Genomic DNA, 26,536 nt, shown 5'->3' on the forward strand with positions numbered 1-26,536 from the left:
CCGAACCGTCCGTGCAGCGACGAACCGCACCACAGGGAGCCGCCGTGTTCACGCCCGTGTCCGCCGTCCCGACCCTCAAAGCCCGTGTCCTGCTCGTCCTCGCCGTCCTGCTCGCCACCCTCGCGCCGACCGCGCCGGCGCTCGCCGCCCCGCCACCGGCGGACACCCTAGCCCCGCACGGACGCGGTGCGGAGGTCGTCGCGGTCACCCGGGTCGCCGACCGGCAGGTCGACCTGTCGGTGCGGTCACAGGCCCTCGGCGGCCGGACGGTCAAGGTCCGCCTCCTCACCCCCGACGGCTGGAACCCCGGCGACCGGCGCCGGCACTGGCCGGCCCTGTGGCTGCTGCACGGCTGCTGCGGCGACTACACCTCGTGGACCGCCCGGACCGACGTCGCCGAGATAGCCGCCCTGCGCGACGTCCTCGTGGTGATGCCGGAGGCCGGCTGGAACGGCTGGTACAGCGACTGGTGGAACCACGGCCAGGGCGGCGACCCGGCCTGGGAGACCTTCCACACCGTGGAACTGCGGCACCTCCTGGAACGTGACTGGGGCGCCGGTACCAACCGCGTAGTGGCGGGCCTGTCGATGGGCGGCCAGGGCGCCCTGCTGTACGCCGCCCGCCACCCCGGCATGTTCAAGGCGGCCGCCGCGTACTCCGGCTCCGCCCACCCCTTGCTCAACGACGAGTCGGTCAACCGCATCCTGGGCTTCTTCGCCGGCCAGGGCAACGACCCGCTGAGGGTCTGGGGAGACCCGGTCGCGCAACGCCGCATCTGGGAGGCCCACGACCCGTACCACCTGGCCAGGCGACTCAGGTCCGTCCCCGTGTACCTGTCCTGCGGCGACGGCACCACCGGCCCCCTGGACCCGCCGGGCAGCACGAGCGCGCTGGAGGCCGACTTCAACCGGCAGAACCACGCGCTCGCCGCAGAACTGGAGCGCGTGGGCGCCAAGCACGTCACCACCCACTTCTACGGACCGGGCACCCACGGATGGCCGTACTGGGAGCGCGAGCTGCACGCCTCGCTGCCGATGCTGCTGGGGGCTCTGGAGACCAGCGGCTGAACCCGTCACAGCGCCAGAAGCTGCACCATGTAGCCGGTGCTCGGGGCGGACGCACGCCCGGCATATGGTTTACCCATACATCAACTCCGCCTGCCGTTAGCGCAGTCAACAAGGCAATCATTGAACGGCTGGTCGACGCTGTGTACGGTGGCGTACATGGCGGACACTCCCGCGGCCCCGGCCGGCCCCATGATCACCGGCTCCGAGATCGCCCGGCTGGCAGGCGTCACGCGTGCCGCTGTCTCCAATTGGAGACGACGTTACGACGACTTTCCCGCGCCCGCCGGTGGGAGTGTGAACAGCCCGCTCTTCGCTCTGACAGAGGTGCAGACGTGGCTGAACAGGCAGCGCAAGGGTCAGGACGTCTCGCAGGAGGTGCAGCTCTGGCAGGTGTTGCGGGCTGCGTACGGCGACGACATGGTCGGAGGGCTCGTAGCGGTCGCCCAGCTCCTCGCCCGGGACGGCGAGAAGACCCCTCACCCGTTGCCGGAGGAAGCCGTCCGCCTGGCGCATGTCCTCGCTGAGCGCGGATCGGCGGGTGAGGTGGTCGAGGCCCTCGCCGAGCGATTCACGGACTCCGTGCGGAGGGCTGGATCGGATCAGGTCACCTCTCCGCGCATCGTCCGCGCCCTTCGGTACTTCGCGGGCGAGGTGGCGCCGGACGCCACGGTCTTCGACCCAGCCTGTGGCATCGGCACCCTGTTGCTCGCCGTTGGCCCGGAACGAGGGCCGAGACGCTGCGGGCAAGAGGCGGATCCGCGCAGCGCTCGGCTCGCGCAACTGCGCGCGGACCTGACGGGCCGTACCGGGGTGGACGTAGTCGTCGGAGACTCCCTGCGCGATGACAGGTGGCCGAACCTCAAGGCGGACCTGGTCGTCTGCGATCCTCCTGTCGGCGACACCGACTGGGGGCGGGAGGACCTGCTCCTCGACGCCCGTTGGGAACTGGGGACGCCCTCGCGCGCGGAAGGGGAGCTCGCCTGGCTTCAGCACGCGTACGCGCACACCGCCCCCGGCGGCCGAGTCGTCATGGTCATGCCTGCATCGGTCGCCTACCGCAAGGCCGGCCGCCGCATCCGTGCCGAGCTCGTACGGCGCGGCATCCTCACCCAGGTCACCGCCCTGCCCGCCGGCACCGCCGCCTCGCACGCCCTCCCGGTGCATCTCTGGCATTTGCGACGCTCGCCATCCGTGGGCGAAGCCGCGACGAGCGTCCGTGTGATCGACCTGACGTCGAACGATCCGGACGGATCCCTGGAGCCGGCACCCGACCAGATCGCGGACGTCTCCCTCATCGATCTCCTCGACGACACGGTGGACCTCACACCGGGTCGCCATGTGAAGGAATCGCGCCGCGACTACGCGACCGAGTACCAGGCCGTTCGCCAAGAGCTGGCCGAGCAAGTGCGGACGATTTCCGAACTGCTGCCGGAGCTGGTTGCGGGAGAAGGCCCTGGCGCGCTGGACGGTTCGTCGGTGAGCATCGCCGACCTCGCGCGCGCTGGTCTCGTCGAGCACCCAGGCCCGGAACCCGTCTCGACCAGCGACCAGCTCGACACGGACTTCCTACAGGGATTCCTGCGCAGCGCGGCCAACACCCGACGCTCCACGAGTGCCAGCGGCACCTTCCGACTCGACGGGAGGGGAGCCCGCATCCCGCAGATGGACATCACCGAGCAGCGCCGCTACGGAACCGCCTTCCGTAGACTCCAGGAGTTCGAGGAACGGGCGCGACGGGTGGCCGAGCTCAGCAGGCAGGCCGCTGAGCTGGCCCGCGACGGGCTCGGCAACGGAGCGCTGACACCGCAGGAATGACGTCCGTCACGAGACGGCCGGAAGGAACGGACTGACCGCTCCGCTCCACGAGACGGCCAGTGCCTCGCGCGCCCTGGTGCAGGCGACGAACAAGAGGCAGCGCTCCCGCAGCATGTCGGAGTCGTGCTGCAACGCGTCCACGAAGGCCGGAGTCACCTCACGGGCGAACGGCACCGCTCCCGCCGTCACTCCGAGCACGGCTACGCAGCGGAACTCCAGCCCCTTCATGGCGTGCATCGTGGCGATACGCACTCCCTCCACATCAGCCCCCGGGCTGTCCCTGACCCGGGCGACCGGCACCCCGGCCGCCGTCAGCTTGTCGTACGCCTTGTCCAGCAACACGTTGAACCGGGCGCACACGCCGATCTCGGAGGGGCTGATGCCCTGCGCCATCCAGCCCTGAACCCGCTCGACGAGCGCCGCGACCTCCCCGTGCTCCGAGCCGTGCCCCTCCACCTGCGGCTTGCGGCCGTGCAGCAGGGAGCGGTACCCGGCGAGTGTGTCGCTGCCCTCGCCTCCCAGGTCGTCGATGGACACGGGAGTGAGGATGCCTGTCGACCAGGAAAGGATCTCCTCCGTGCTGCGGTAATTGATGCGCAGCCGGTGACTTCGCCCGGCCACCGCGATGCCGAGGGAACCGAGCGAGACCTTCGAGTCGTAGATCCGCTGATGAGGGTCGCCCGTGAGGAAAAGGTCGTCACTGCCGGGCGCCACCGCACCGCGAAGCACGCGCCACTGGGCGGGATGCAGGTCCTGCGCCTCGTCGACCACCACGTGGTCGTGCGTCGGCGCCGAAGCGGCCAGAAGCTCGGCGGCCCGAGCACACACCTTCAGATGCGTCGTCGCCTTCCGGTCGCGAAGAATGGACTCGAACAGCTCGACGGCGGGCCACAGCTGCTCCCTGCGGGCCGGTGACAGGGCGCTGCCCCGCCCGCGCCGGGAGGCGGCGCGGTACGCGTCGAGGGTGCGCAGGTCCTGGGCGAGGACGACATGTCGGTACTCCTGCGCCAGGAACTGCTCCGTCCAAGGAAGTCCCAGCTTCTTGACGACTTGCTGCCACACCTGCCGCTCTTCCCGGTCGCCGATGGGAGAGGGCACCTTGCCGTCGAGACGGGCCACCACACCGTGCGCGTAGGCGTTGACCGTCGTCACCTCGACCCGGCCGAGCAACGACGCGTCGCCGTCCAGGAGAAGACCGAGGTTCTCGCGCAGCGAGGCGGCCAGTGCGTTGGTATAGGTCGTGAGCAGGACCCGGGTGTCGGGTGACCGGGTCAGGAGGTGCTTGACCCGGTGCAGGGCGGCGACCGTCTTGCCCGTTCCCGGACCGCCGGTGACCTGCACCGGACCGGCGTACGACACCCGGTAGGCGACGCGGCGCTGTGACGGATGCAGGAACACCCGCCAGGCGGCGAACGGCTTCTCCAGGATGTCCGCGAGCTCGTCCGGACCGCTGACCAGCGTGATCCGGCTAGTGGTATTGGCGATGGCGGCGGCGAGAGTCTCGTCCGGGTCAGGGCCCGCGTCCACGGGACGGCGCACCGCGACCACGTCCCGGTACACCTCCTCCGGGCTGAATCCCTCGGCGAGGTACTGCAACACCTCGAACTGGTCCTCCGGCAACAGGGTCCCGAAGGCCTCCAGTTGGGCCTTGTCGATGATCGTGCGCACCGCCCGCAGAACCTGGTCGTCGACGCCCAGCTCGCGCAGGACCCTGTCCGAGTACTTGGCGAACAGCAGTGATTCGGCCGCGGCGGCCGCCTTCTCGAGCTGCGGGGTCAGTTGCTCGATCCCCCGTACGTTGCGGACCTCCAGCGCCCGCGTCGCGGAGTTCGTGGTGTACAGCCGCTTGGCCGCCCAGGAGTACGCGTCGTCGTGCGGCACCACATTGACCAGCAGGAACACGTCACTGCCGTCGTCCGGGGCCAGTACGACGCCTCGCCAGAAGTCATTGATGCGGATAGTGCGTATGCGGCGGTCGGCGGCCTTCTCCACCGACTCCAGGTGCAGCCCCTTGTCCTGCTGCAGCTCCGGCACAGTGAGCTGCTGGAACTTCTGCATCGCCTTGCGAACGCCGTTCCTGACGGGCTTCTCGAGGGCGTCGTAGCTCTCCCAGAAGCTGTTGGCAAACGCAAGCTGCGGCACGATGCGCACTCCCCACCCCGGACTGACCCTGCGTGGTCGATCATACGGCGGGACCTGGTACGGACCGGGTGCGGTCGCGTCAGCCGGCCCTCATCCGCCGTGCGACCTGAGCGACGTCGGCGAGCAGGCCTGCGGGGTCCTGGTCCAGGTCGAGGGCGTGCTGGTGGATCAGGATGCCGGAGCGGCGCACCCGGTGGGTCACGTGTGAGGCGTTGCCCTTCGCATAGACCAGGTGCCCGTCGCTCAAACCGAGGGCGGTGCAGTAGGCCAGCATCTGGTACAGGTCGGCGTCCGGATAACCCCCCCGTTTCTCCGCCTTGTACTTGGCGTCCGCAACCGCGCACGGAATGCCGTCCGGCCCGTACAGCACGAAGTCCGGACGCATGCGGATGGCCGAGGCCTCGTCGAGGTGGTGGCTGTCCTGAAGTCGGACCTTCTGGCCCGCCCGACGCACTGCCTCACGCAGGGCGACGGTGACGAAGTCCTCGAAGAGCCGGTTCATGTCGAAGAGGAACCCGTCGACGCGCAGCCCTCCGGGCGTGTGCTCGGCCGAAGCATCACGGAGGCAGACCTCGGCGAGGCGCAGGGCGTTGTGGTACCGGGCGTTGAGACGGGTCGGCTGCCAGCCGGGCAGCTGCTGCCCCCGTGCGACCGGAGTCACATCGACGAGCCGGGCACACTGGTGCAGCAATCTGCGCCGGACCTCCCGCGGAACGCCGGGCAGACGCAGCAGGCGCTCGACGGCCGTGCGCAGAATGCGATTCTCGGCGATGTCGGCGGTGAACTCGTCGTACGTCACCTCCACAGGCAGCACCGCGCCGAACCGCCGCCGGATGTGTTCCGCCTCCTTGATCCGGCCGCGGACCACCAGAGAACTTTCCTCCGTGGAGCGGTAGCCCTGCAGCAGTCCCTGACGCAGGGCGTGGTCGACCCGTCGCTCCATGGCATGGGCGAGGGCGGGCAGCAGGTGGCGGTGCTCGGCCACGTCCACCGCCCCGTCGCGCCAGCCGCCCTCGGGGTCGAGGCTGTAGCCCAGGAGGAAGAAGAACCGGGCGATGGGCACCTTGGGGGCCACGCGCACGGTGAACGGCTCCTGCAGCCCCGGCGCGGCGATCCTCACCGCCCCCACCTTGCTGCCGGCCCGCAGCGACCAACGGCCCGGCGTGTACGGGTCGGGCGCCGCGTCGACGACATCTCCGGCGGCCAGCGCCGGGCCCACGCCGTCGGGCAGGACGAGGCCCGTCGCGGTCCCGTACTCGACCAGGTCGAGGCAGGAGCGGGCCTCCGTCGCGACGGGACCTGGACGAGAACCGTCTCCGGCCGCCGTCATGCCAGTGACTCTCGCAGAGCGGCCAGCCCGTACCGCTTCTCGATGTCGACGCCTTCGCCGTAGTGGTGTTCCTCCAGCAGCGGCAGGATCTTCGTCCGCCAGGTCCGCTCCAGCCCGCCTTCCCGGTAGACACCCTTCTTCATCAGGTACGAGGGCCCGATACGGAAGTCGGGGTCATCGATCCGGGAATTGAGGGCCTCGAGAAGGTCGGCAGGCTCCGGGTCCTTGCCTTCCCGCTTCAGCCAACGGCGCAGCAACCCCCTCGTCGGCTCGCTGCGCGGCGACAGCTCCACGAACGCGAACCGCCGCCGCATGGCCGCGTCGACGAGAGCGATCGACCGGTCCGCGGTGTTCATCGTGCCCATGACGAACAGGTTGGGCGGCAAGGCGAAGTCGTCACCGGAGTACGTCAGACGCACCGACTTGTTGCGGTACTCCAGCAGGAAGTACAGCTCACCGAAGACCTTGGCGAGGTTGGCCCGGTTGATCTCGTCGATGATCAGGAAGTGCGGGATGTGCCGGTTGCCCTCGCGGGATGCCAGATCCGCGAGCTCGCGCAGCGGGCCGGCGGTGAGCCGGAACGCCACCTCGCGGGACTCCGGGTCCTCCTGTGGCCGGAAGCCTTCGAAGAAGTCCTCGTAGGAGTAGGACGGATGGAACTGCACCAGCTTCACCTGTTCCGGGCCGCCGCCCAGGAACTCGGCGAGCTTGAGAGCCAGGTAGGTCTTACCGGTGCCGGGAGGGCCGTAGAGCACGAGTTGCCGCTCGTCCCAGAGCAGATCGCGTACTTCTTCCAGCCACGCCACGTCGTGCACGAGCAGATCGGCGGCCAGCCCTTCCGCCGGCCGGGGCAGCTGCAGCTCACGACGGGCCGTGAGGGCCGGGATCTCCACGCTGGGGTCGCGATCGGTGGCCTCGGCCTCGTCGATCAGGTCCTGGTCGCTCAGCCCGAGGCCGTCGATGAGGTCCTTGACCACCGTGAGGTCGACCACGTCGTGCTGGGCGGAGAGACGCTGCTGCAGTTCCTCCGGCAACTCGTCATAGGAATGTCCCTGATCCGCCCAGTCCACCGGACGGCGCAGATTGGACCGTCCGTCCTCGGAGTCGACCTGCTCGGCGGGGCCCGCGATCTCACCGACGTGGAGCCGTCCACTGGAGATCGTGCACATCGTGTCGCCGGGCCGCATGCGGGAAAGGAACGCGTGCATGTCCTCCACCAGTTGCATCTTCTGGTTGTACGTCGCGGTGGAGGCGTAGTCCTCGTCGACGGCCGTACGCAGCCGGTCCTTGCTGACGCCCTGCTCGACGCCTTTGCGCAGGTGGCGGGCCGAGAGGGAGACCAGTCCCTCGGGCAACCACAGCCGCTGCACCAGGTCGAGACCGGAGACGTTGGAACCCCGCACCAGCCAGGCCCGGCTGCGTCCCCACCAGACCTGGTCGAGATAGTCGGCGAGCGGATGCCCGTCGGCCGACTTCCACTCCGTCCACCCGTTGGCGCTGCGTCCGACCAGGATCTCGGCGGCGGCCGACGGGGAGTTGCACTCGACGTCCCGCGTCGTCTCCAGCCATCCGGGCCAGCGCGCGGACTGGACCAGAGCGCCGTCGTCGAGCAGGCGGCGCCGCAGCCGGTACGACGACGGCATGCGGTGCGGGAACGACGGCACGACCTCCGCCCGGCCGGGCGACCCGGCCAGGACGACGAACTTCTGACTGCCGTTGGTGCCTCTATCCGCGAGGAGCCGTCCCCGGGCCTCGGGCCCGCCGTTGGGCAGCCGCAGCCGGAACTCCGGGTACTGCGCCGTCCCGGAAGGGGGTTCGTACTCCTCGCTCACCCGTACTCCTCGTCCGTAGAGACCCTGGACCGTCATCCAGGACCCTATTTCGTCCGCCGACCCGCCCGCTCGCGTCCGCGGAAAGCGGAACCGTCGATCCGGGCCCGGATCTTTGGCGGGGCGGGGGCAGTTCGAGCGTGGTACGCGCCCCGCGCCAGAAACTTCCGTACGGCAAAGAACCGCCGGAGTGCGCCTGATGGACGGGTGGGACGAGGACGGGTGTACGGGGTCCGTACGGCTGCATCAAGCGGGCGGCCGTCGGCGGGTGACACCTTGTGCTCATGGAACCACGGTGGCGGGTGCGCGGGGCGTGTTCCAGAGGAGATCCCCGGATGCCGCGTCACCGTACGGAGTCATCTTTCAACGCCTTGCGGTCAGAGATCCCAAACTTGGTCCGGGTCGTCCAGCGCTGCCCGGACCTGGGAGAGGTCTCCCATGTCCGCGAGCGGCGAGCTCCTGGCGATGTCGACGATGCCACGCACGACACTGTGCAGTACTTCGCCGTTGCCCTCGTCGAGAGCTCTGTCCAGCCTGGCGAACATCTCCTCGAAGAGGTTGCGCCGTTCCGCGAACGCCTGTGTGAAGTAGTCCTTGAGGACGGCTTCGGCGGCCCGGATCCGAGCGACCTCTGTGGCCTCGTAGGCCTCCAGCCGGGCCCTCTTGGTGCTCTCGACCTCATGGATGTGGACACACTCACGGGCGGCTTCGACAATCTGGTTCAGCGCAGCGAAGCCGTCCACCGCATGGACGGAGCCCTTGGCCGCCTTGAACACCTTGCCGACGTGCACCTTGGTCTGGTCGGGCACCTTAATTCTCCTTGGTCAAGGGTCTGTACCTGATGGTGAGATTTGCGCTGCGCTCGTCCAACTCGCCTTCCGCATCGACTATCGGAGTTGTCGCCACGTCACGGACCGCCATGACCAGGGTCATGGCCCGCTGGAAGCGTTCGGCGTGACGCCGTGAATCGAACGGTTCGGAGTCCAGAAGGTCCAGCGCTCCAAGCCCTCGGGAGGTGAGGTCGGAGAGGAGCTCGCGCAGCTCGGTCACGCGGGCATCGACGCCCTTCAGGCGGGTGTCTGTCTCATCGAGTTCAGCGATCGCCACGGCGACCTCCGCCTCGCGTTCCCTTGCCCGGGCGATCGCCTTCTGGCCTTGGCCCTTGAAGACCAGGCCACCGACGAGCAACGCCGGGCCGAAGGTAACGAAATTGAGCGCTGCCGCTCCGAGCGCCATCCCGCCGCCCCCCGACGCAAGCGCCCCACCACCCAGGAAGGCCAGGGTCGCGCTCTCGGCTGCGGCACCCGTCAGGCCGGAGATCGCAGCTCCGGTGCTCGCGACTCCGAAGCTGCTCGCTGCCGCCGCGACTTCAGCACCTGCGCCTGCGCCCGCCGCCGCGGATCCGAGGACCCCGCCGATCCAGACCACCGCGTCGACGTCGAGGCCGCGCAGCCCAGGGATCTCGGTCATGGTGACGTCGATGCCATCCGCCAGCAGCCGCTCGCTCTCGCGTACCTGTCGCTCGTGGTGACGCAGGAAGTCGACCATGCGTACGACGACATCAACGAAAGCCTGCTCCTGCTGCTCGCCCAGTGCCTTGAGGGCGGTGTTCGTCGCCGCCAGCGCGTCCTCGGTTCGGGCTCGGCGTCGCTCGTAGTCCTGGCCTGCCTTTTCCCAGCGGGCCTTCGAACGCTTGAGGTCGTGGATACCTTTGCCGCCGAGGGCGACTCCGCTGCCACCGGTCGCCACACCGACACCGATGAGTATGACCGGTATGAAGAATGGCACATTCCCCCCTTGATCCCATGCCCTCTGCGTGAACCGACGGGTCCATCCGTCCGTTCCCCGTGCTGGGTGCGAAGGGGCCATGCATGCCGTTGATGCGCCTTGTTGGCGCTTTGAGCATGATGATGAGCTGTTACTGCTGTCAACACGTTGCCGGATGCCGAGTATTCGAACTTCCGGAGGTGCTGGACTCGTCGGGCCAGCCCGGGATGTACACGCACCCTCACTTACTTCGCGATCAGCTTCTTGCCATAGCAGCCCAGCAGGGACAGCGGGTGGGGCGGAACAGGTCAGGAGGAGCGCCAGCGGTTGCGGCCGTCGGAACCGGGGCCGCAGACCATCGGGGTTCCTGCCTTGCTCACGTCGGTGGCACCGGGCTGGGAGCAGAAGGAACCGGGGTGCACGGTGCCGGCGTTACTGCCGTCGTCGGACGACGACGAGCAGTCGCCGTCGGTCGAAGCCCCGTCCCCGTTGGTGCGGTTGTCGTCGCTGTTGCCACTGGCGTGGTAGTCGGGGTCGTTGGCGGGGATCTTGTAGGTCGTGTTCTTCTTCGACGGGCACTCCTGGACGAGATCGACGTCGGTCCACCGGCCCAGGTCGAGGTAGACCGTGGTGGTGGGAGTGACCTCGCTGTCCACTCCGGGCGTTGGAAGCACACCCGCCACTCGTCGCCTTCCTCGGCGGCCTTCGCCGCCGGGGGCGCGTCGATGTCGAGGTAGACGTCGTCGAGGGTGACGCTGTCGAGGTTGATGCCGACCCGATCCAGCTTCTTGACCGCCGTGTTGTAGGCGTCGCCCACGAGATCCGGCATCGTCGGCGACGGGAGCGGGCCGCCGTCCTTCGTGGGGCAGGGTTCGCCGGCTCGCACGGCGGCGAAGGCGACGGACTTCGCGATGGTGTCGGCCTTTTGGAAGCACACCGTCCACGCCGACCGGACGATGATCGGTCGGCCCTCCGCGGACGCGTCGTGACGGCCGGGCGTGAACCCGGCCGCACGCGCGCCCTTCTCCGCCTTGTCCAGTGGCTTGCCCGTGTAGTCGGTGAGTTCGGGGATCTTGGTGGGAGCGGGGGCGGCGTGGTTCCGGCGCCCGCGTCGTCCGCATTCTTTGCCCTGGCTTCGGACTTGTCCGCCCGGCTGTCGTCGAGTTGCCCGCTCATGCCAGCGCTGATCAGCAGCAGGAAGAAGGCGCCGAACGTGGTGCCGAGCCTGGCGTACCAGCGCCATGAGGGCAGGACCCACACGGCCACTATGGCGGCGATCATCACGAGGAAAGCCGAGCCCGAGGCTCACTGCGCTGAGTAGGGCCACGAGGGCCAGGAGGCCGAGCAGGGCGGGGGTGGTCCTCTACCAGGGCTGGGACGGGGGCGGGTTGGTGTTGTGCGGGTTCACTGGTGCTCTTGATTCTCCGGTGCAGATCGGGTTGGGCCCGGACTCGTGTCACGGGCAAGACGTTCAACAGCCCCGGCCTCGCCGCCGTTACGCGAGCATCGGGCGCGTGCAGTGTGCAAGCGCACGTGCGCATCCCCGAAAGAACCCGCCCACCGTCCCTGGCCCTCCGCACGATCAGCTTGGCGCGCCGTTCGACTTGCCCTTGCCCGTGCGGAGGAGCACGCCTCCCAGGAGGAAGAACCCCGACGCGACGGACACGGCCCAAGGAGCCCCACTCGTGGAGAACTCCGGATCGATGAACATGCCGGAGGCGGCCAGCGCGAGCAGCGTCCCGGTGGCCAGCGGACCGGTGCCGGAAGGCATCGGACTCGCTGTCCGCCAGCGCCTGCGCGGGATCCACAGGCGAACCAGATCGACAACTATGGTCAGGGCCACGAGTCTGGTACCGATGCTGAACCACAGGGGTGCTGTGGCGTCCGGTTCGCCCGCGCCCGCCATCGCTGTCATGGCGAAGAAGACGATGGGCACCAGCCAGCCGAGACTCGCCCGGACTCCGGGAGCCGGCTGCGGCTGAGGTCCTCCTGTGGCCTTGATGAGGCTGACCCTCGGATGCGACGTTCCGGTGATGGGCGATTCGGAATCCGAGGAGGTGCGGGGCGACGGCATGGCGGGCAGGAGCGGTACGTCCGGAAGCGGACGCAGCGCCCGGGCCTGGGCGCGGGTGATCCTGCGGCCCGCGTCGCCGTACCGGTCGATGTGCGCGGACAGCCGTGCCTGCAGATCGCGCAACTGCTCGGCCATGGAGTCGAACTCGGCGCGCCGCTCGCGGGCGCGCTCCGCTGCCTCGCGGTGGCCGGCGGCGAGCCGGTCGAGGACCTCGGCGTGCGACCGTACGGCTTCGGCGCGTGCGGCCTCGGCGGTACGGGGTACCTCCGCCAGCTCCTGGCCCAGCCGCGTGCGTTCGGCCTCGATGATCTCGGCGATGCGGTGCCTCTCGTCCGGCGGCAGCTCGCGTGGCGCACGGGCCTCGGCGCGGGCGACAGCCGACCGGCGCCAGTCCATGAGGGGCCGGCCGCGGTGTTCGCCGATGCCGTTGATGTGGACCTTGCCGCCCTTGGCGCGGTGGATGTAGAGGACGTCGCCGCCCCTGCCGTTCGGTGCCCTGCCCCAGCTGACGCGTGTGAAGTCGGCGGCCGTCCGGATGCCCTGGGCCGCGAGGTCGCGGACGAGCCCCCTGCCGATGCCGTTGACCTCGCTCGAGGTCAGGTACGTGCTGCCGAGCGTGCGCTCGATGGACTCGCGGCGCAGGACGGCGAGGGCCTGCCGCTCCTGACTGTCGCGCTTGCCGTCCAGTCCGTTCAGCCGGCGGGTGAGCGAGGCTTCCTGGCGTGCCTGCCTCTCGTGGATGCGCTGGAGGGCCTTGCCGTGCGCCGCTTCCGCGCGGCCGCGGTCCCGCGCCTCGCGGTTCAGGCGTCGCCGGTCGGCGAGCTCGAAGGAGCGTCGCCCGCCGAGCAGACGGCGGAGCGCGCGGATGGACTCGATGAGCCGGCGGCGCTCCGCGCGGACGTCGGAGGGGGAGAGGGAGGGGACGGTCGCCGCGCGGGCGGGTGCGGACCCGTCCCGGCGCGTGGTCGTGCTGTCGGTCAAGGGAGTTCTCTCAGCGGGCGGGGTGACGGGGGCCGTGGCCCGGGGGCGGGGTGAGGGTGCTGGTGTGGTTCTCGCCGTCCACCAGGGGGTCGGTGAGGCTCACGCCGGCTGCGGACATGCGGTCGTACTCGGCGAGGATCAGCTCCTTGGTGCGGTAGCCGCCGTACGCCGCCTCGTCCTTGCGCCTGACGATGGGGAAGGTGTCGAGGATGTAGTCCACGTCGTCGCGGGAGATTCCGTAGAGGTGGAACAGGAGCGCGTCGAGTTCGGCCCGTATCACCTGGCGGCGGGCCTCGTCCCAGAGGAAGGGGGCGCCCGTGTCGCCGAGGTCCGCCGCGAACGGCCGCATGTCCCAGGACGTGTAGCTCAGCTCCAGCGCCCGGGGGGCGATGAACGCGTCGTGCGGGGCGACCATGCGGGGTGTCAGGGTGGGGAGCTGTTCGAAGATGAAGAAGTTCAGGTTCACCCCGCCGGACTTCTGCCGGGCCACGAAGTCGAAGACGAACGAGGCCGCGACCGTGTGCAGGGGCGTTCCGGCCGGCGTCCTGCGGGAGTAGGTGATCACGGGCATGCTGTTGCCGACGGCGGCCACGGGCAGCGCGGAGGTGATCACGGACCGCTCGTCCGTGCTCCGGCACACGTTGCGGAACCCGGTGAGCCACGGTGTGCCGGGCGACAGGGCCGCCTGCACGTCACGCTCGGCCACCCAGTAGCGGGGCAGCGCGACGGTCTCCGCGCCCCGCTTCTCCTCCGGTGAGCGGTCCCTGGTGCTGCCGTCGGGCGTGTAGGTCGCCCAGCGGTGGTCGTAGTGGTGGAGCATCTTCGCCTCGTACAGCGGCAGCATCCGCGCCCCGTCCCGCGAGAAGACGTTGCCGGCCAGGTGCCAGCCGTCCGCTTCCAGCTCCTCACGGGTGCAGAAGAGATGCGAGTCGTTGGACATGTCGAACATGCGCATGAACGACACGCCCCACGGGTTGCCGTCGGGGTCGCCCTCCTTGATGAGGACCGGGACGCGGCGGTAGACGCCGAGGGTGATCTCGGCGTCGCGGCGGGAGCGGAAGACGGGACAGGTGCCTGTGTTGGGATTGAGGAGGGTGATCTCCTCCGGGGTGAGGGTGAACACCTTACCCACGTCGTCCAGTTCCGACGGGTCGTGGACGAAGAAGGCGAACCGCGCGGCCGGTTCACGCAGGGCACGGCCGGTGAGGGACAGGACGCTGAACTTGAACGAGCGGTGCACCCCGGGAAAGAGCGGTGCCGCGTTCTCGAAGTCGTACAGCGCCGCGATCGACGCGCCGCGCACCAGGTCCTTGAAGAAGTACTGCGTCGTCGCGTCCGTCGCGATGCCCGTCGGGACGATGACGCCCATGCGGCCGTGCGGGCCCGTCATCGTACGGTCGGTCTCCGCGAAGACGGCGTAGGTGTTGATGTCGCCGCGGCCGGTGAGCGGGTAGCGCATCGACGCGCGCAGGAACTGGCTCTCGCCCTCCGCCTGGCGCTTGGCCGCCGAGAACTCGGAGAAGAGGCCGGGGTTCGTCTCCGGCAGGGCCGCGATGAGCCGTTTGCGGGCCGCTGCGGTCGGGGCGTCGGCGATCTCCGTGTCACGCTGGGCGAAGAACTCCTGCTCCTGCAGCTTGATGCGTTCCCACGGCGGATTTCCCAGTACGCAGGAGAAGCCGCCGGCCCACCCCACGGACGGATCGACGTCGCCGTCCTCGGTCTCCGGGACGGTGAAGACCTCGGGGAACTCCAGATGCCAGTGGAAGAACCGGTACTGCCGCGCGAGCCGGATGATCTCCTCGTTCGTGCTCACCGGAATGCCGGCGCCCGCGCTCTGCAGGTCCCGGAAGACGCCCTCGGTGACCGGGGTCGGCGCACCCTGGACCTTGGGCCAGACGAACGCGGCGCACCAGGCGTCGCCGATGTGCAGCGCCCGGAGGTAGTCCGCGGACTGCTCCAGCGCACGGAAGCGGCTCGACTGGAGCCGGACGTCGCGCAGGCTGTCGGCCCGGCTGGCGGTGATGTCCCGCAGGCTCGCCGCGAAGGCCACGTTGGAGACCCAGATGCGTTCCTCGGTGTGGAAGCTCAGCTGACCACCCCGCTCGGCGGCGTTCCGCTTCCTGATGGCCGCCGCGACCTTCTTGTCGTCCCCTTCGATCGGCTTGAACGCGTCGTCGGGGACGCCCTTGGCCAGCAGCGCCGGCGTCGCCCCGATCAGCGCGTTGCCGTGCTTGATGTGGGCGTCCAGGAAGCCCAGCGGGCGGCCCGGCTCCAGGGCCTCCAGCCACAGCGACACCTTGGCCAGTTCGACCGCCATCGGGTTGAGGTCCACGCCGTAGACGCAGCGCGCGACCACCTCGTGCAACGCGTGGCGCACCGCGTCGACGGTCGGCTCGGGGTTCTGTTCCCGGACGGCGGCGACCCGCTTGGCGATCCGCCGTGCCGCGGCCACCAGGAAGTGCCCCGAGCCGCAGGCCGGGTCGCAGACCGTCAGGTTCAGCAGCTCGGCGACGACGTCCGGGCCCGGGTCCGGGCGGCCCGAGCGCGCCGCCCGGATCTCGCCCCGCTTCACCGCGTCGTCGATCACCGGGTCCAGCGCCGAGTCCAGCAGGCACTCGATCAGCGACGACGGGGTGTAGTAGGAGCCCGTCGTCTTCCTCGCGTTGCCGGCCAGCTCGACCAGCTCGAAGGTGCGCTCGGTCGCGTTGTGCTTCGGGACCAGCTCCAGCAGGGACTCGTAGACCGAGCCCAGCTCCTCCGCGTCCAGGTGGCGGTAGTCGACCACCCGGTTGCGCCTGCTGTCCGCGTCCCGCACGACCGACAGCGCCCGCACCGCCTCCAGCAGGGACTCGTTCGACAGGGACAGGCCGTGCAGGACCTTGTCCGCCTCCGTGTCGTCGAAGATGCCGCCGAGGCCGGGCAGGCCCAGCTCCGGCAGGCCGTCGTCGTCGCCCAGGCCCGACAGGACGAGGCGCAGCGCCCGGTACAGGTCACCGTGCGCCGTGCCCCGGCGCCGCCGGGCGTGCCGGCGCAGACGGGCCGACGAGAAGTACCTGGTGTAGCGGTCCTTCGCCGTCGCGTCCGCCGACGGGGACAGCAGGACCTCGCGGTCCTCGGCGACGAACAGGAACAGCAGCCGGTAGACCAGCCGCAGGAGCGCGTAGTGGAAGGTCTTCACCTCCAGGCTCTCGCGCAGCCCGCGGTTGTCCGGGTGCTTCAGGAAGCCGGTCCCGAGTGTGGTGATCGCCCGCTGGACGCCCTTCCTGAGCTGGTCGAGGGCGCGCGTGCCCTGCGCGATCGCCTCCGTGCGCCACTCCTCCAGCCGGCACGTCGACGGCGCGGCGTCCTCGGCGACCTCGAAGCGGGACACGTGCAGCAGCCGGTACAGCAGCAGGAACTCACTGAACAGCTCGCCGTCGAAGATCGCCTCCAGGTCGAACTCGACGTACGACGCGGTGGCCAGGGCGCTGGAGTCGCGCAGCAGACGTATCCGACGGCCGTTGGTCAGGATGCCCCACAGGTGCGCCTCGGTGCGGTTCAGGCACTCCTGGAGCATCGACTGCGGCGGCACCGTGCCCGCTCCGCCCGGACGCCTGTCCAGGTCGGCGTTCCACGGGGTCTGGTGGATGAGCGCGTGCCGCCAGCGGTGCGAGACCTGGAAGCGCTTCCGCGTCTCCGAGTCGGCCGGGACGCCGTCCGCGCCGATCGGCGTCAGCCGGCCGAAGCCCAGCTCCCGCCACAGCGGCGCCAGCCAGTCGGCGGCGGCACGGCCCGTGGGGTCGCCGGCGGGCCGGCCCGTCTCCCGGTCGTGGGGAAGGTGCCGGCGCAGGTCGCGCCAGAGCGGCTTGAGGTACTCCCAGCCGCGCTCCGCCTCGTCGCGCACCGAACGGGACGACGGCAGGCCGTAGTCGGCGGACTTCGAGCCCGGAACGTCCTTGCCCTCGCTGATGCGCAGCAGCATGTCGGCCGGCAGCAGACCTCCGACCGTGTGGACGGCGGTGAACACCTGGTGGCGGGTCGTGGCGGACATCAGGCGGACGCTCCAGACACGGCAGCAGGGGCGGGGGAGGACGGCGACGGGCCGGCGGGGAGGTAGAGGTAGGCGCCCAGGACGTCGGCCGGCTTCTGGACCGTCACCGACAGGCCGCGGACGATCTCGCCGGAGGCCTGGCGCACCCGGCGGTGCGAGGCGTCCAGCTCGGCGGCCAGCTCCTCGCCGTACGTCTCCAGGTGGCCGTTCGTCTCGGAGAGCCGACCGAGGACGCGGCCCATCATGCGCTCGCCGAAGTGCGGGTCCGTGTTCGCGGACGCCGTCGCGTCCAGCAGCGCGGCCGCGCGTTCCGGCGGGAGCCAGACCGCGTTCCCCGGGGTGCCCTCGAAGGCGAGCAGCCGCGCGTCCTCGGCGACCAGCTGCTTCTCGCCGCTCCGGGACGGCAGGGTCAGATGGAAGCGGTAGCGGACCAGCAGCAGTGTCGTGCTGGTCGTCACCGCGTCCGTCGTCACCACACCGCAGCGGCGCGCCGGGCGCGCGCCGTCCGCCCCGGTGTCCAGCGCCGCGTTCAGGACGTGCGACGCCAGCGCGGCCACCACCGGGTCCGTGCGCACCAGCGCCGCCTCACCCCGCGCCACCGCCGGGTCGACGCGGAACGGGATCGGGCGGTCCAGCTCGATCACCTCCGCGCCGACGGCCGTGGCGAGGGCGTCCCGCAGACCCGCCGGGGTGCCGCCCACCTGCGCCGTGAAGCCCTTGCCCGCACCGGACCCGCGCAGCACCGCGCCCAGCGCGCCCAGCGACTCCCGGACGAACGTCTCCACCTCGCCGGTGCCGCCCAGCGCCTCCCTGACCGCGGCGACCTCGCGGGCCACCTCCTCCGGGTGGACCGAGCGCTGCGCGAACCGGGAGCGGGAGGCCTTCTCGCGCTCCGCCGCCGAGTTCCAGTCGCGCTCCAGCCTCGCCGTGCTCACCTTGAACGCCTCGGCGCCGAACAGGGCGCCGTCGTCCTCACGGCCGCGCATCAGCAGCCACTCCACGATCGCGTCCGTCACACCCGTCGACAGCTCGTCCGGAACCGACACCGAGATGCCCAGGTCCTTCTTGATCTGCCGGTGCTTCTTGATGAGGACTTCGAGGACCCTGCCGTCGATGCCGTTGTCCTCGCCGTAGAGCGTGATGACGCGGACCTCGTCGCGGCGCTGGCCGTAGCGGTCGACGCGGCCCTCGCGCTGGTCGTGGCGGGTGGGGTTCCACGCCAGGTCGTAGTGGATCACCGCGTCGAAGTGGTGCTGGAGGTTCACGCCCTCCGACAGGCAGTCCGTGGCGATCAGCACCCGGCGGGCCGCCGCGTCCCCGCCCGCTTCCGCCGCCAGGGCCTCGATCCGCTCGATGCGCTGCTGCGGCGACAGCTCACCCGTGACCGCCTTGACGGCGGTCTTCGCGCCCAGCGGGCCGCGCTTCTTCTTCTCCGGGTCGTTCGCCAGCTGCTCGGCCAGGTACTTGGCCGTCGGGATGTACCGGCAGAAGACGATCGGGTGGTAGCCGTCGGCCAGCAGGGCCTTGAGGTGCTTGATGAGCGCCTTCAGCTTGAGGTCCTTGTCCGGCCCCTCCAACCGCGCGGCGTACTCGGCGAGTTCGGTCAGACGGGACTTCGGCGCCCCCTCGTCCGTCTCCGCGCCCGGCGCCACGTCCATGCCCTCCATGGCGTCGCTGTCGGCCGCGTCGCTGTTCAGCGGGGCACCCAGCTGGTCGGCCTCCTCCGCGCTGGCCGCGACCGCCGCCGCCGAGCGGGTCGTCAGGGTCTGCGCGGCGGCCCGCGGCGACGACACCAGCGAACGCAGCAGCGCGATCGCCGACCACCACGCGATCCGGGACTCCCGCTTGCCCCGGCCGCCCGCCTCCTCGACCCGCTCACTCGCGTACGCGATCGCGTCGTCCAGCAGGGCCCGGTACTCCGGGGACAGCTTGTACGTCTCGTCCTTGAAGTAGCGGTCCGAGGGGAAGGCGGTGCGCTCGGCCAGCGAGTCGTCGGCCAGGCCGTCCTCCTTGGTGAGGTACTGGCGTACGTCCGCGCGCTTGCGCGCCACGAAATGCCGGGCCAGCAGCTTCCTGCCCGACTCCGACTCCAGGTCCACGGAGGCCAGTTCGGGCCGGACCAGGCCCAGCAGGCTGCGGAAGGCGGACTCCTTGCCGCTGTGCGGGGTCGCCGTCACCAGCAGCAGATGCCGGTCCGGGTCCGCGGCCACCCGTCGCAGCAGCTCGTGGCGCAGCTGGCTCTGCGCGCCGGACGTGCCGTCGTCGGCGGCCACACAGGTGTGCGCCTCGTCGACGATCACCAGGTCGGGACAGTGCCGTACGAAGTCGTCGCGGTGCCGCGTGGACTTGATGAAGTCCGTGGAGACGATCACGTTCGGGTACTTGTCGAACAGGGACTGGCCCAGGTCCAGCCCCCGCTCCAGGCGCGTGACCGTCGACGCCAGCACCAGCTCCGCGTCGATGCCGAACTTGCCGCGCAGCTCCTGCTGCCACTGCTCGGCCAGCGCGGGGGAGCACAGCACCGCCAGGCCCGTCGCCTCGCCCTGCGCGAGCAGTTCGCTTGCGATCAGGCCCGACTCGACGGTCTTGCCGATGCCGACGTCGTCGGAGATCAGCATGCGGACGGTCTTCTGGCGCAGGGCCATCAGCAGCGGGACCAGCTGGTACGCGCGGGGTTCCACCGCGATGCCGGCCAGCGAACGGAACGGGCCCGCGCCCGACCGGAAGCCGACCCGCAGCGCGGTGCGCAGCAGGCCGGCCGCCCGCTGGTCGCCGAGGTCGCTCGGTTCCGGGGCGGCGAACCGGGCCTCCTCGACCGTCTCGAACGCCGGGAAGACGGCGGCGACGTCGTCGTCCGAGCCGCCGAGCGGGCGCAGGACGAGCAGGTCGGGCTCGCTCTCGGGGAGTACCACCCATTCGCGGCCGCGGGCCCTCACCAGGGAGCCGGCGGAGTACGTCAGTGCCATGTGTGTCGTCGAGTCCTCAGCAGAAAGTGGTCAGTTGGCGGCCGGAGTGCCGAAGTAGCGGGCGCTGGCGGCGGCGATGGCGTCCCAGTCGGCGTCGTGCGGGAAGCGGACGACGTCCCAGCTCGCGTTGAAGAGACGGTCCTCGGCGTCCTCGTCCCGCAGGGCGTCCTGCTCCGTGCCGGGCATGTCCACGAAGACGGCCACGTTTCCGCCGGGCAGCCGGTACACGAAGTCGGGCCGGGCGTTCGCCTCGGTCAGGAACGGTCCCGCCTCGTCCGGCAGGTTCAGTCCCCGGGCCTTCGCCCAGCCCAGGAAGTCACCGTGGGCGGCCGGCCCGGCGGCCGAGGTCTCGACCGGTGTCGGTGCGGCCGGAACCCGGTCGAGCAGCCGGCGGTACTGCTCCGACCGCGACTCACCGCGTGCCGCGCCCCGCGCCGTCGCCGAGGCGAACCGCACCAGCGGGTGCCGGGCGGCATGGCGGTCGATCAGGGCGTGGTCGAGCTGGTTGCCGTACGTCAGCAGGCACTCGTAGCAGCCGAGCGCGCAGGGGCGGTCCGGGTGCGGTCCGCCCAGGTCGGTGCCGTCCTCGTCGAAGTGGCAGATCGACAGCGCGTACCGGGCGGCCTTCGCCAGGGCGTCCGGCTCGGCCTGGAGACGGCGCAGCACGCCCGCGCCGCCCTCGGCGGCCTCCATGAACAGGAACCGGCCCCGCGGTCCGCCGTCCGGCGGCAGCAGCTCGCTGGACAGCTCGGCGTCCTCCAGCTCGAACGCGGCCTCGATGCCCCGCTCCAGCGCGTACATCAGGGACAGCGCCTCCGGCTCGGGCAGGGCCTCGGCGAGGGAGAGGACGAGGATGTTGCGGCGGTCCTCCACGTACGGGATGACCCGCTTCCTGCGGCGCCGCTCCGTGCCGTCCTCGCCGACCACGGGCAGTTCGCCGAAGTCGCCGGAGGCCTCGGCGGCGTCCCTGTCGTTCATCCAGCGGCCGTCGGCGAGGTCGAGCCAGTAGCCGTCCGGCTCGTCCTTCTTGGCCCGCACCCGGCCCAGGTTGGTGATCCGGACGGTCGCCGAGTCGCCGTACGCCAGGCCGGCGAGCGGGGCGCCCGAGGCGTCCGTGACGGACGCGTCGAGGCGGCCCCTGCGGGTACCGTGGTCCTGGAAGCGGTACGACGTCTCCAGCCGGAAACCGGCACGGCGGCGCTCCTCCTCGTCGGAGGAGATCCGCTCGCGGCGCGTGGTGTACACGGTGTGCAGCTGGAGCAGCCCGTGGGTCGCCGCGCCGAGCGGCTCGTCGCACAACTGGCAGCGGTCCTGGCGTTCGGCCGGGTCGTGGTGGTAGCCGCAGTGCGCGCAGCGGCGGGCCTCGCTGGTCGCCAGGTCGCCGGAGGAGTCCGGCGGCAGCTGGATGCGGGTCACCTGGTAGCGGGCGCCCTCGTGGTAGATGAGCGCCCCGGGCCCGAACTCGCGGATGGCGAGGAAGCGGGGCCGCTGGAGGTAGTCGCCGTCCCCCCGGCGGCGGCCGCCGGTCGGGACGTACGCGGCCAGCGGCAGGCGCGGGAAGCTGTAGCCGGGCAGGAAGCCCTCGGAGGCCAGGTACCGGTAGGGGTTGAAGTCCGACAGCACCGACTTGCTGTCGACGCTCTCGTTCATCAGCAGGTTCAGCTGCGTCTCCGCCTCGCGGCGGCGGGCGTTGGCCCGGTTGCGGTCGCTCTCGGTGAGGCTGTAGTCCAGGCGCCGCCGGTTCTGGACGTACTGGTCGTCGAGCGCGGCGCGGAACAGCTGACGCCACCGGTCGAAGGCCCGGTCGAACCGCTGGGGCACCGTGCGCACCCGGTCCTGGATCCAGTCGTCGTGCCACCACGTCGTCTCGGCGGCGAAGCCGGGCAGCAGGGGGCCGAGCACCCGGAGCGCCGCGTCCACCGTGCGGTGCTGCGCGCTCTCGTCCAGGGACGCGTCGAGGATGCCGGGCAGCAGCTCCAGCGCGGGGTCGGGGCGGTCGCCGGTGTCCGGATAGGACACGTCCAGGACGTCGGGTATCGCGCGGCCGAGCTTCAGACCGGCCTCGGCCATCCAGATGCCCTGGAGGTGCGACAGGACCAGGTCCTCGTTGGCGAGGTCCAGGCGGGGCGGGGCCACCGCGCCCGCCACCATCCGCTCCGAGCGGCGGAAGTAGTACTGGTCGTGGCTGTTGCCCGTCGCGCAGTACGTCGTCACCAGCGCGGGCCGGCCGCTGCGGCCCGCGCGCCCGGAACGCTGGGCGTAGTTGGCGGGAGTGGGCGGGACGTTGCGCATCATCACCGCGTTGAGGGAGGAGATGTCGACGCCCAGTTCCATGGTGGGGGAGCAGTACAGCAGCTTCAGATCCGCCCTGCGGAAGGCCTCCTCGCGCCGCTCCCGCTCCTCCGGGGCGACCTGGGCGGTGTGCTCGCGGGCGAACAGGCCGGACAGCGCGCTCGCCGCCTCCTTGTACAGGTCGCGGAAGAACGTGTTGACCCGTGGGCCGTCGCCGCCGGGGTAGGTGCGCGTCAACGGGTCGTGCGTGCCCGTCTCGCCCTTGCCGGCACGCCAGACCAGCGACTGAGCCGCCACCCGGTACCCGGTCCTCGGCCCGGTGGCGGTCCTGGGGTGGCGGCCCGCGCGCTGCGGGGCCTCGGACACCTCCTTCACCAGCCCGTCCGTGGCCAGGACCGTCAGCAGTTCCGCGATGACGAGCTGGAGGTCGTCGGCGGACAGGTCCCGGAACGAGGCGTCGGTGCGTCTGAGGTACTTGCCGAACTTGCCGCGGGCCGACAGGAACAGGCCGGAGCGGTCCAGTCCCCGGCCCGTCGACGGGTGCGGGTAGGCCGTGCCGACGCGCGGCCGGTCGGAGGCCGACAGCACCCACGGGTCCACCAGCCGCTCCTCGCTGGCCCGCTGCAACACGTCGAAGTCGTCGCGGAAGTACGACACGTCGATGGCGAGGGAGCGGCGCATCTCGTCGAGCAGCGCCTTCGCGATCTCCGCCCGCAGCGCCGGGTCGGCGTTCCGCAGCGCCGCGTGGGTGCGCGCCCAGCGGTCCTGCCTCCGCGCGACCCACTGCAGGTCCGCGTAGTCGATCTCCAGCAGACCCGTCTGCTCCAGGTTCGGCATGGTGATGCGCCAGCCGCGCTCCAGGTCGAGGTAGAGCCGGAACGCGACCACGTCGCGCAGCGTCCTGGCCGCGGCGCGGGCGAGCGACGGGGGCTGGTCGGCGTCGCCGGTGTAGTCCCCTGGGGCGATCGCGAGCGCGTTCGTCACCGCGGAGGCCAGCTCCTCGTGTGTGAGGCCGTCGTCGCCCGCCTCCAGCGCCGCCCGGTACAGGGCCCCGCGCAGCTGGGTGATCTGGACGAAGTCGTTGAAGTGACCGGCCTGGAGGGCGGCGTCCTGACGGTTGTCGACGAAGGTCAGGAGCTTGCGGGCCTCCTTGTCCAGAGCCTGCTCCGGCACGGACTTCAGGGACCGCACCACGGAGGCGGAGATGAGCGAGGTCGCCGAGGAGCGGCCCTCCTGGTCCAGCGTCGCGAGCTTCGCGAAGTCCCGGCCGCGGGTCTGCTCGTAGGTCACCCCGCAGTGCAGGCAGAACAGGAACGGGGACGGGATGAACGCGGCCCGCAGCCCGCCCCGGCCCTCGTGTCCGAGCGGGTCCACCGTGACGGCGCGCGGCACCCGGTCGCGGTACGTCTTCCGGACGACCTCCTGACCCCCGTCGTCGAGCTCCAGCCAGGACTCGGGCAGCCGCCGGTCGCCGACGGCGTACCGGACGTCGGCGGGCCAGGGCCGTTCCTGGTCGACGAACAGGTAGCCGTCGCCCTGGCGCCCGCCCGTGGCGGAGGTGTCCCGGCGGGCCTCGTAGCGGACCTCGCCGTCCTTCTCGGTGCGCCAGACGGTCAGATACTCCTGGCCGCACTCCCGGCAGAAGGCGAGCGGCATCAGCAGCTTGCCCCCGCTGCCGGGCTGCTGAAGCTGGTAGGAGCGGGTGAGGTGGCGGGAGAGCTTGTCCTCCAGGGTGACGTACACGGTGTCGCCCTTGGAGAGGAACTGGTGCAGCCGGAACGCGAACAGCGGGCGGCCGGTGACCGGGTGCCGGGCCTGCGAGCCGGCCTCCAGCGTCGCCTCGACGGCCCTCGCGCAGTCCTCCCTGGAGACCCCCGACAGCTCCGCCAGCTCGCGCGCCGCCATGGCGATCGTCGTGGGCCGCCGGCGCACCAGCCGGCCCGTCGCCTCGTCCGTGGCCAGGCCGAAGCGCGTCTCGATCCAGCGGGCCAGCGGGTCGCGCACCAGGTCGGCGTACGCGCGTGGCGCGGCCGGCGAGGTCAGGCGCTCGGCGGGGACGGTGCCGGGCGCCTCGTCGGTCGCGCGCACCAGCGTCTCGCCGATGACGTCCCCGGGGTCGACCGTCGTGCCGAACAGTCTGCTCGCCACGTCCGCGACGGCCTTCTTCCGGTCCTCGACGGTGCCCTCGGACGACATGGTGGCCGAGGTGCCGATGCACTGCACGCCGGGTGCCCGGCAGGCCTCCCGGACCCGGCGGACCAGCAGGGCGACGTCGGCGCCCTGACGGCCGCGGTAGGTGTGCAGTTCGTCGAGGACCAGGAACTCCAGTCCCCTGGCCATGGTGATGAGGCCGGCCCGGTCGGCGGGCCGGGTCAGCATCAGCTCCAGCATCACGTAGTTGGTGAGCAGGATGTCCGGCGGGTTGTCGCGGATCCGGCGGCGCTTCTCGTCGTCCTCCTGGCCCGTGTAGCGCGCGAAGGTCACCGGCTCGCGGCCGTCGCCGTAGCCGTCGCGGAGGTACTTCTCCAGCTCCTTGAGCTGGCTGTTGGCCAGCGCGTTCATCGGGTAGACGATGATGGCGCGGACGCGTTTGCCGGCCCCGGGGCCCTCCGCGTCCCGCTCGTGCAGGACGCGGTTGACGATCGGGACGATGTAGGCGAGCGACTTGCCGGAACCGGTGCCGGTCGTCAGCACGTACGAGACACCGCGCGCGGCGGCGTCGATGGCCTCGCGCTGGTGGCGGTGGAGGGTGAGCGGCCGGCCGTCCGGAACCGTGCCGCCCTCCGTCTTGCCGGCCTGGAAGATGCGGGCGCACTCCGGGTGCAGCACTTTCTCCCCGACCAGCTCGGCGACCGTGCCGCCGCTCTGGAAGAACGGGTTGAGCGACAGCCAGGGGTCGGGCCACTGCGACTTGTCGTCGAGGTCCTTCTCCACGAACGCGGCGATGCGGTCGTCGCGGATGACGGTGCCGCCCTCGGTGAAGTCCCGGTAGTCCTTGATGAGCGCGCGGTGCACCCCGAACACGTCCATCGCCGTGCCGGAGGCGGTGACCGGCGCCGGCCGCGGGGCCGGCCCGGGCGGGGCGGCGCCGGCGTGGGCGCCTGCGGCGGCCAGGGGCCGCGTCGGGTCGAGGGCGCTCCAGTGGGGCAGCAGGGGCGTGTCCGCGTCCCGGACGGCCAGCGGGTGCAGGGCGTCGCGGACCTCGGCCGCGCTCGCCGGACGGTCGGCCGGGTCCTTCGCCAGCAGCCGGCCGACGAGACGGACCAGCTCGGCGGGGATCTCACCGCGGATGACGCCGAGGGGGGCCGGCTCGGCCTCCAGGTGCCTGCGGGCGAGTTCGAAGGGCGACTCGCCGGTGAAGGGCGGTACGGCGACGAGCATCTCGTAGAGCACACAGCCGAGCGCGTACAGGTCGGCGGCCTGGGTGACCCGGCGGGCCTCGAACTGCTCGGGTGCCATGTACCGGGCGGTGCCGACGCTGACGCCGGTGCTGGTCAGTCGCGCCTCGTCCGGGTCGTCGACGATGCGGCCCATGCCGAAGTCGAGGATCTTGACGGTTCCGCCGCGCGTCAGCATGACGTTCGCGGGTTTCAGGTCGCGGTGCACGACGCCGGCCGCGTGCGCCGCGCAGAGGCCGTCGGCGATCTGGGCGCCGATCGCGGCCACCCAGGACAGGGGCAGCCGGCTCTCCTCCTCGACGAGGTCGCGCAGCGTCTCACCGTCCAGGAACTCCATCGCCAGGTACGGCAGTCCGGCGTCCTCGTCGACCCCGCCGGCGACGAGCCGGGTGAGGTTGGGGTGCTCCAGGCGGCGCATGATGCGGACCTCGCGCGCGAAGCGCTCCACCGCCTTGGTGTCCGCGCCGGTGTCGATCAGAGCGCCCGTGCGACGGCGCAGGATCGTCTTGACGGCCACCAGGCGTCCGGCGCCGCCCTCGGGGGCCAGCAGGTCCTCGGCCCGGTGGACCTCCCCCATGCTGCCCTTGCCGACGACCTGTCCGACTCGGAACCTGCCATCGATCAGCTCCTGGCCCACGGCCGCCCCACTTCCCTCACTTCGACGCCCCCGGGTCAGGCACCCGCCTGCCCCCTCGGTGGGCCCTCCCGGCACTCCGTTGACGCCATGTCAGGAGACTGAATCCCGTGGCACCGTACACGATTGACGATGCCTCCGGTAGAGATGCGATCCGTTGACGTTGTCAACGTGCCGCGCTAGTGTCTGACGCGTCATCGGGGTGGGGGTG

General features: G+C 71.0%; 13 protein-coding genes. 3 read left to right on the forward strand and 10 right to left on the reverse strand.

Features of this window, described 5'->3' with window-relative positions; translation table 11 throughout:
* The first annotated feature begins 44 nt into the window (after positions 1-44).
* Positions 45-1,067, forward strand: a complete 1,023-nt coding sequence (locus H0H10_RS18875) for an alpha/beta hydrolase (RefSeq protein WP_309141835.1) — start codon at positions 45-47, stop codon at positions 1,065-1,067.
* A gap of 156 nt (positions 1,068-1,223) precedes the next feature.
* Positions 1,224-2,882: an HsdM family class I SAM-dependent methyltransferase gene (locus tag H0H10_RS18880; RefSeq protein WP_223180098.1), complete on the forward strand. Its 1,659-nt coding sequence runs from the start codon at positions 1,224-1,226 to the stop codon at positions 2,880-2,882.
* 6 nt (positions 2,883-2,888) lie between these two features.
* On the opposite strand, the gene H0H10_RS18885 is transcribed toward H0H10_RS18880, so the two are convergent.
* The 6 genes from H0H10_RS18885 to H0H10_RS40030 all read right to left on the reverse strand — a co-directional run bounded on the left by H0H10_RS18885 (position 2,889) and on the right by H0H10_RS40030 (position 10,606).
* Complete coding sequence (locus tag H0H10_RS18885) at positions 2,889-5,024, reverse strand: UvrD-helicase domain-containing protein (protein ID WP_188182180.1); 2,136 nt, start codon at positions 5,022-5,024, stop codon at positions 2,889-2,891.
* A 79-nt stretch (positions 5,025-5,103) separates the two neighbouring features.
* Positions 5,104-6,354 (reverse strand): McrC family protein, encoded by a 1,251-nt coding sequence (locus tag H0H10_RS18890; RefSeq protein ID WP_188182181.1) that lies wholly within the window; start codon positions 6,352-6,354, stop codon positions 5,104-5,106.
* Entirely contained in the window at positions 6,351-8,186 is a 1,836-nt protein-coding gene (locus tag H0H10_RS18895; RefSeq protein ID WP_188182182.1) for a DUF4357 domain-containing protein, read from the reverse strand. Before H0H10_RS18895 ends, H0H10_RS18890 begins: the two co-directional genes overlap by 4 nt.
* A 374-nt stretch (positions 8,187-8,560) precedes the next feature.
* Entirely contained in the window at positions 8,561-8,992 is a 432-nt protein-coding gene (locus tag H0H10_RS18900) for a hypothetical protein (RefSeq protein ID WP_309141836.1), read from the reverse strand.
* Position 8,993: 1 nt separating this feature from the next.
* Entirely contained in the window at positions 8,994-9,971 is a 978-nt protein-coding gene (locus H0H10_RS18905; protein ID WP_188182183.1) for a hypothetical protein, read from the reverse strand.
* Between the two features lie 287 nt (positions 9,972-10,258).
* Positions 10,259-10,606 carry a hypothetical protein gene (locus H0H10_RS40030; RefSeq protein ID WP_223180099.1) on the reverse strand — a complete coding sequence of 116 codons (348 nt, stop codon included), beginning with the start codon at positions 10,604-10,606 and terminating at the stop codon, positions 10,259-10,261.
* An 8-nt stretch (positions 10,607-10,614) separates the two neighbouring features.
* On the opposite strand from H0H10_RS40030, the gene H0H10_RS40035 reads away from it, so the two are divergent.
* Positions 10,615-11,271 (forward strand): hypothetical protein, encoded by a 657-nt coding sequence (locus H0H10_RS40035; protein WP_223180100.1) that lies wholly within the window; start codon positions 10,615-10,617, stop codon positions 11,269-11,271.
* A gap of 261 nt (positions 11,272-11,532) precedes the next feature.
* Here H0H10_RS40035 and H0H10_RS18915 read toward each other — a convergent pair whose 3' ends face one another.
* From H0H10_RS18915 to H0H10_RS18930, 4 genes are read right to left on the reverse strand one after another with little or no spacing between them, the layout of a single operon-like run.
* Entirely contained in the window at positions 11,533-13,005 is a 1,473-nt protein-coding gene (locus H0H10_RS18915; protein WP_188182184.1) for a hypothetical protein, read from the reverse strand.
* Positions 13,006-13,015: 10 nt separating this feature from the next.
* Positions 13,016-17,035, reverse strand: a complete 4,020-nt coding sequence (locus H0H10_RS18920) for an Eco57I restriction-modification methylase domain-containing protein (protein WP_188182185.1) — start codon at positions 17,033-17,035, stop codon at positions 13,016-13,018.
* Positions 17,035-20,001 carry a DUF8741 domain-containing protein gene (locus tag H0H10_RS18925; RefSeq protein WP_188182186.1) on the reverse strand — a complete coding sequence of 989 codons (2,967 nt, stop codon included), beginning with the start codon at positions 19,999-20,001 and terminating at the stop codon, positions 17,035-17,037. The genes H0H10_RS18920 and H0H10_RS18925 overlap by 1 nt, the downstream gene beginning before the upstream one ends.
* Before the next feature lie 30 nt (positions 20,002-20,031).
* Positions 20,032-26,328, reverse strand: a complete 6,297-nt coding sequence (locus tag H0H10_RS18930) for a protein kinase domain-containing protein (RefSeq protein ID WP_188182187.1) — start codon at positions 26,326-26,328, stop codon at positions 20,032-20,034.
* Between the last annotated feature and the right edge of the window lie 208 nt (positions 26,329-26,536).

Origin of the sequence: Streptomyces griseicoloratus (genome assembly GCF_014534645.1) — a bacterium.
GTDB lineage: Bacteria > Actinomycetota > Actinomycetes > Streptomycetales > Streptomycetaceae > Streptomyces > Streptomyces griseicoloratus.

What these genes read in the sequence shown, in the direction of transcription:
- H0H10_RS18880 (WP_223180098.1), top strand. Translation starts at nt 1,224, where the DNA reads ATGGCGGACACTCCCGCGGCCCCGGCCGGCCCCATGATCACCGGCTCC.
- H0H10_RS18890 (WP_188182181.1), bottom strand. Translation starts at nt 6,354, where the DNA reads ATGACGGCGGCCGGAGACGGTTCTCGTCCAGGTCCCGTCGCGACGGAG.
- H0H10_RS18920 (WP_188182185.1), bottom strand. Translation starts at nt 17,035, where the DNA reads ATGTCCGCCACGACCCGCCACCAGGTGTTCACCGCCGTCCACACGGTC.
- H0H10_RS18925 (WP_188182186.1), bottom strand. Translation starts at nt 20,001, where the DNA reads ATGGCACTGACGTACTCCGCCGGCTCCCTGGTGAGGGCCCGCGGCCGC.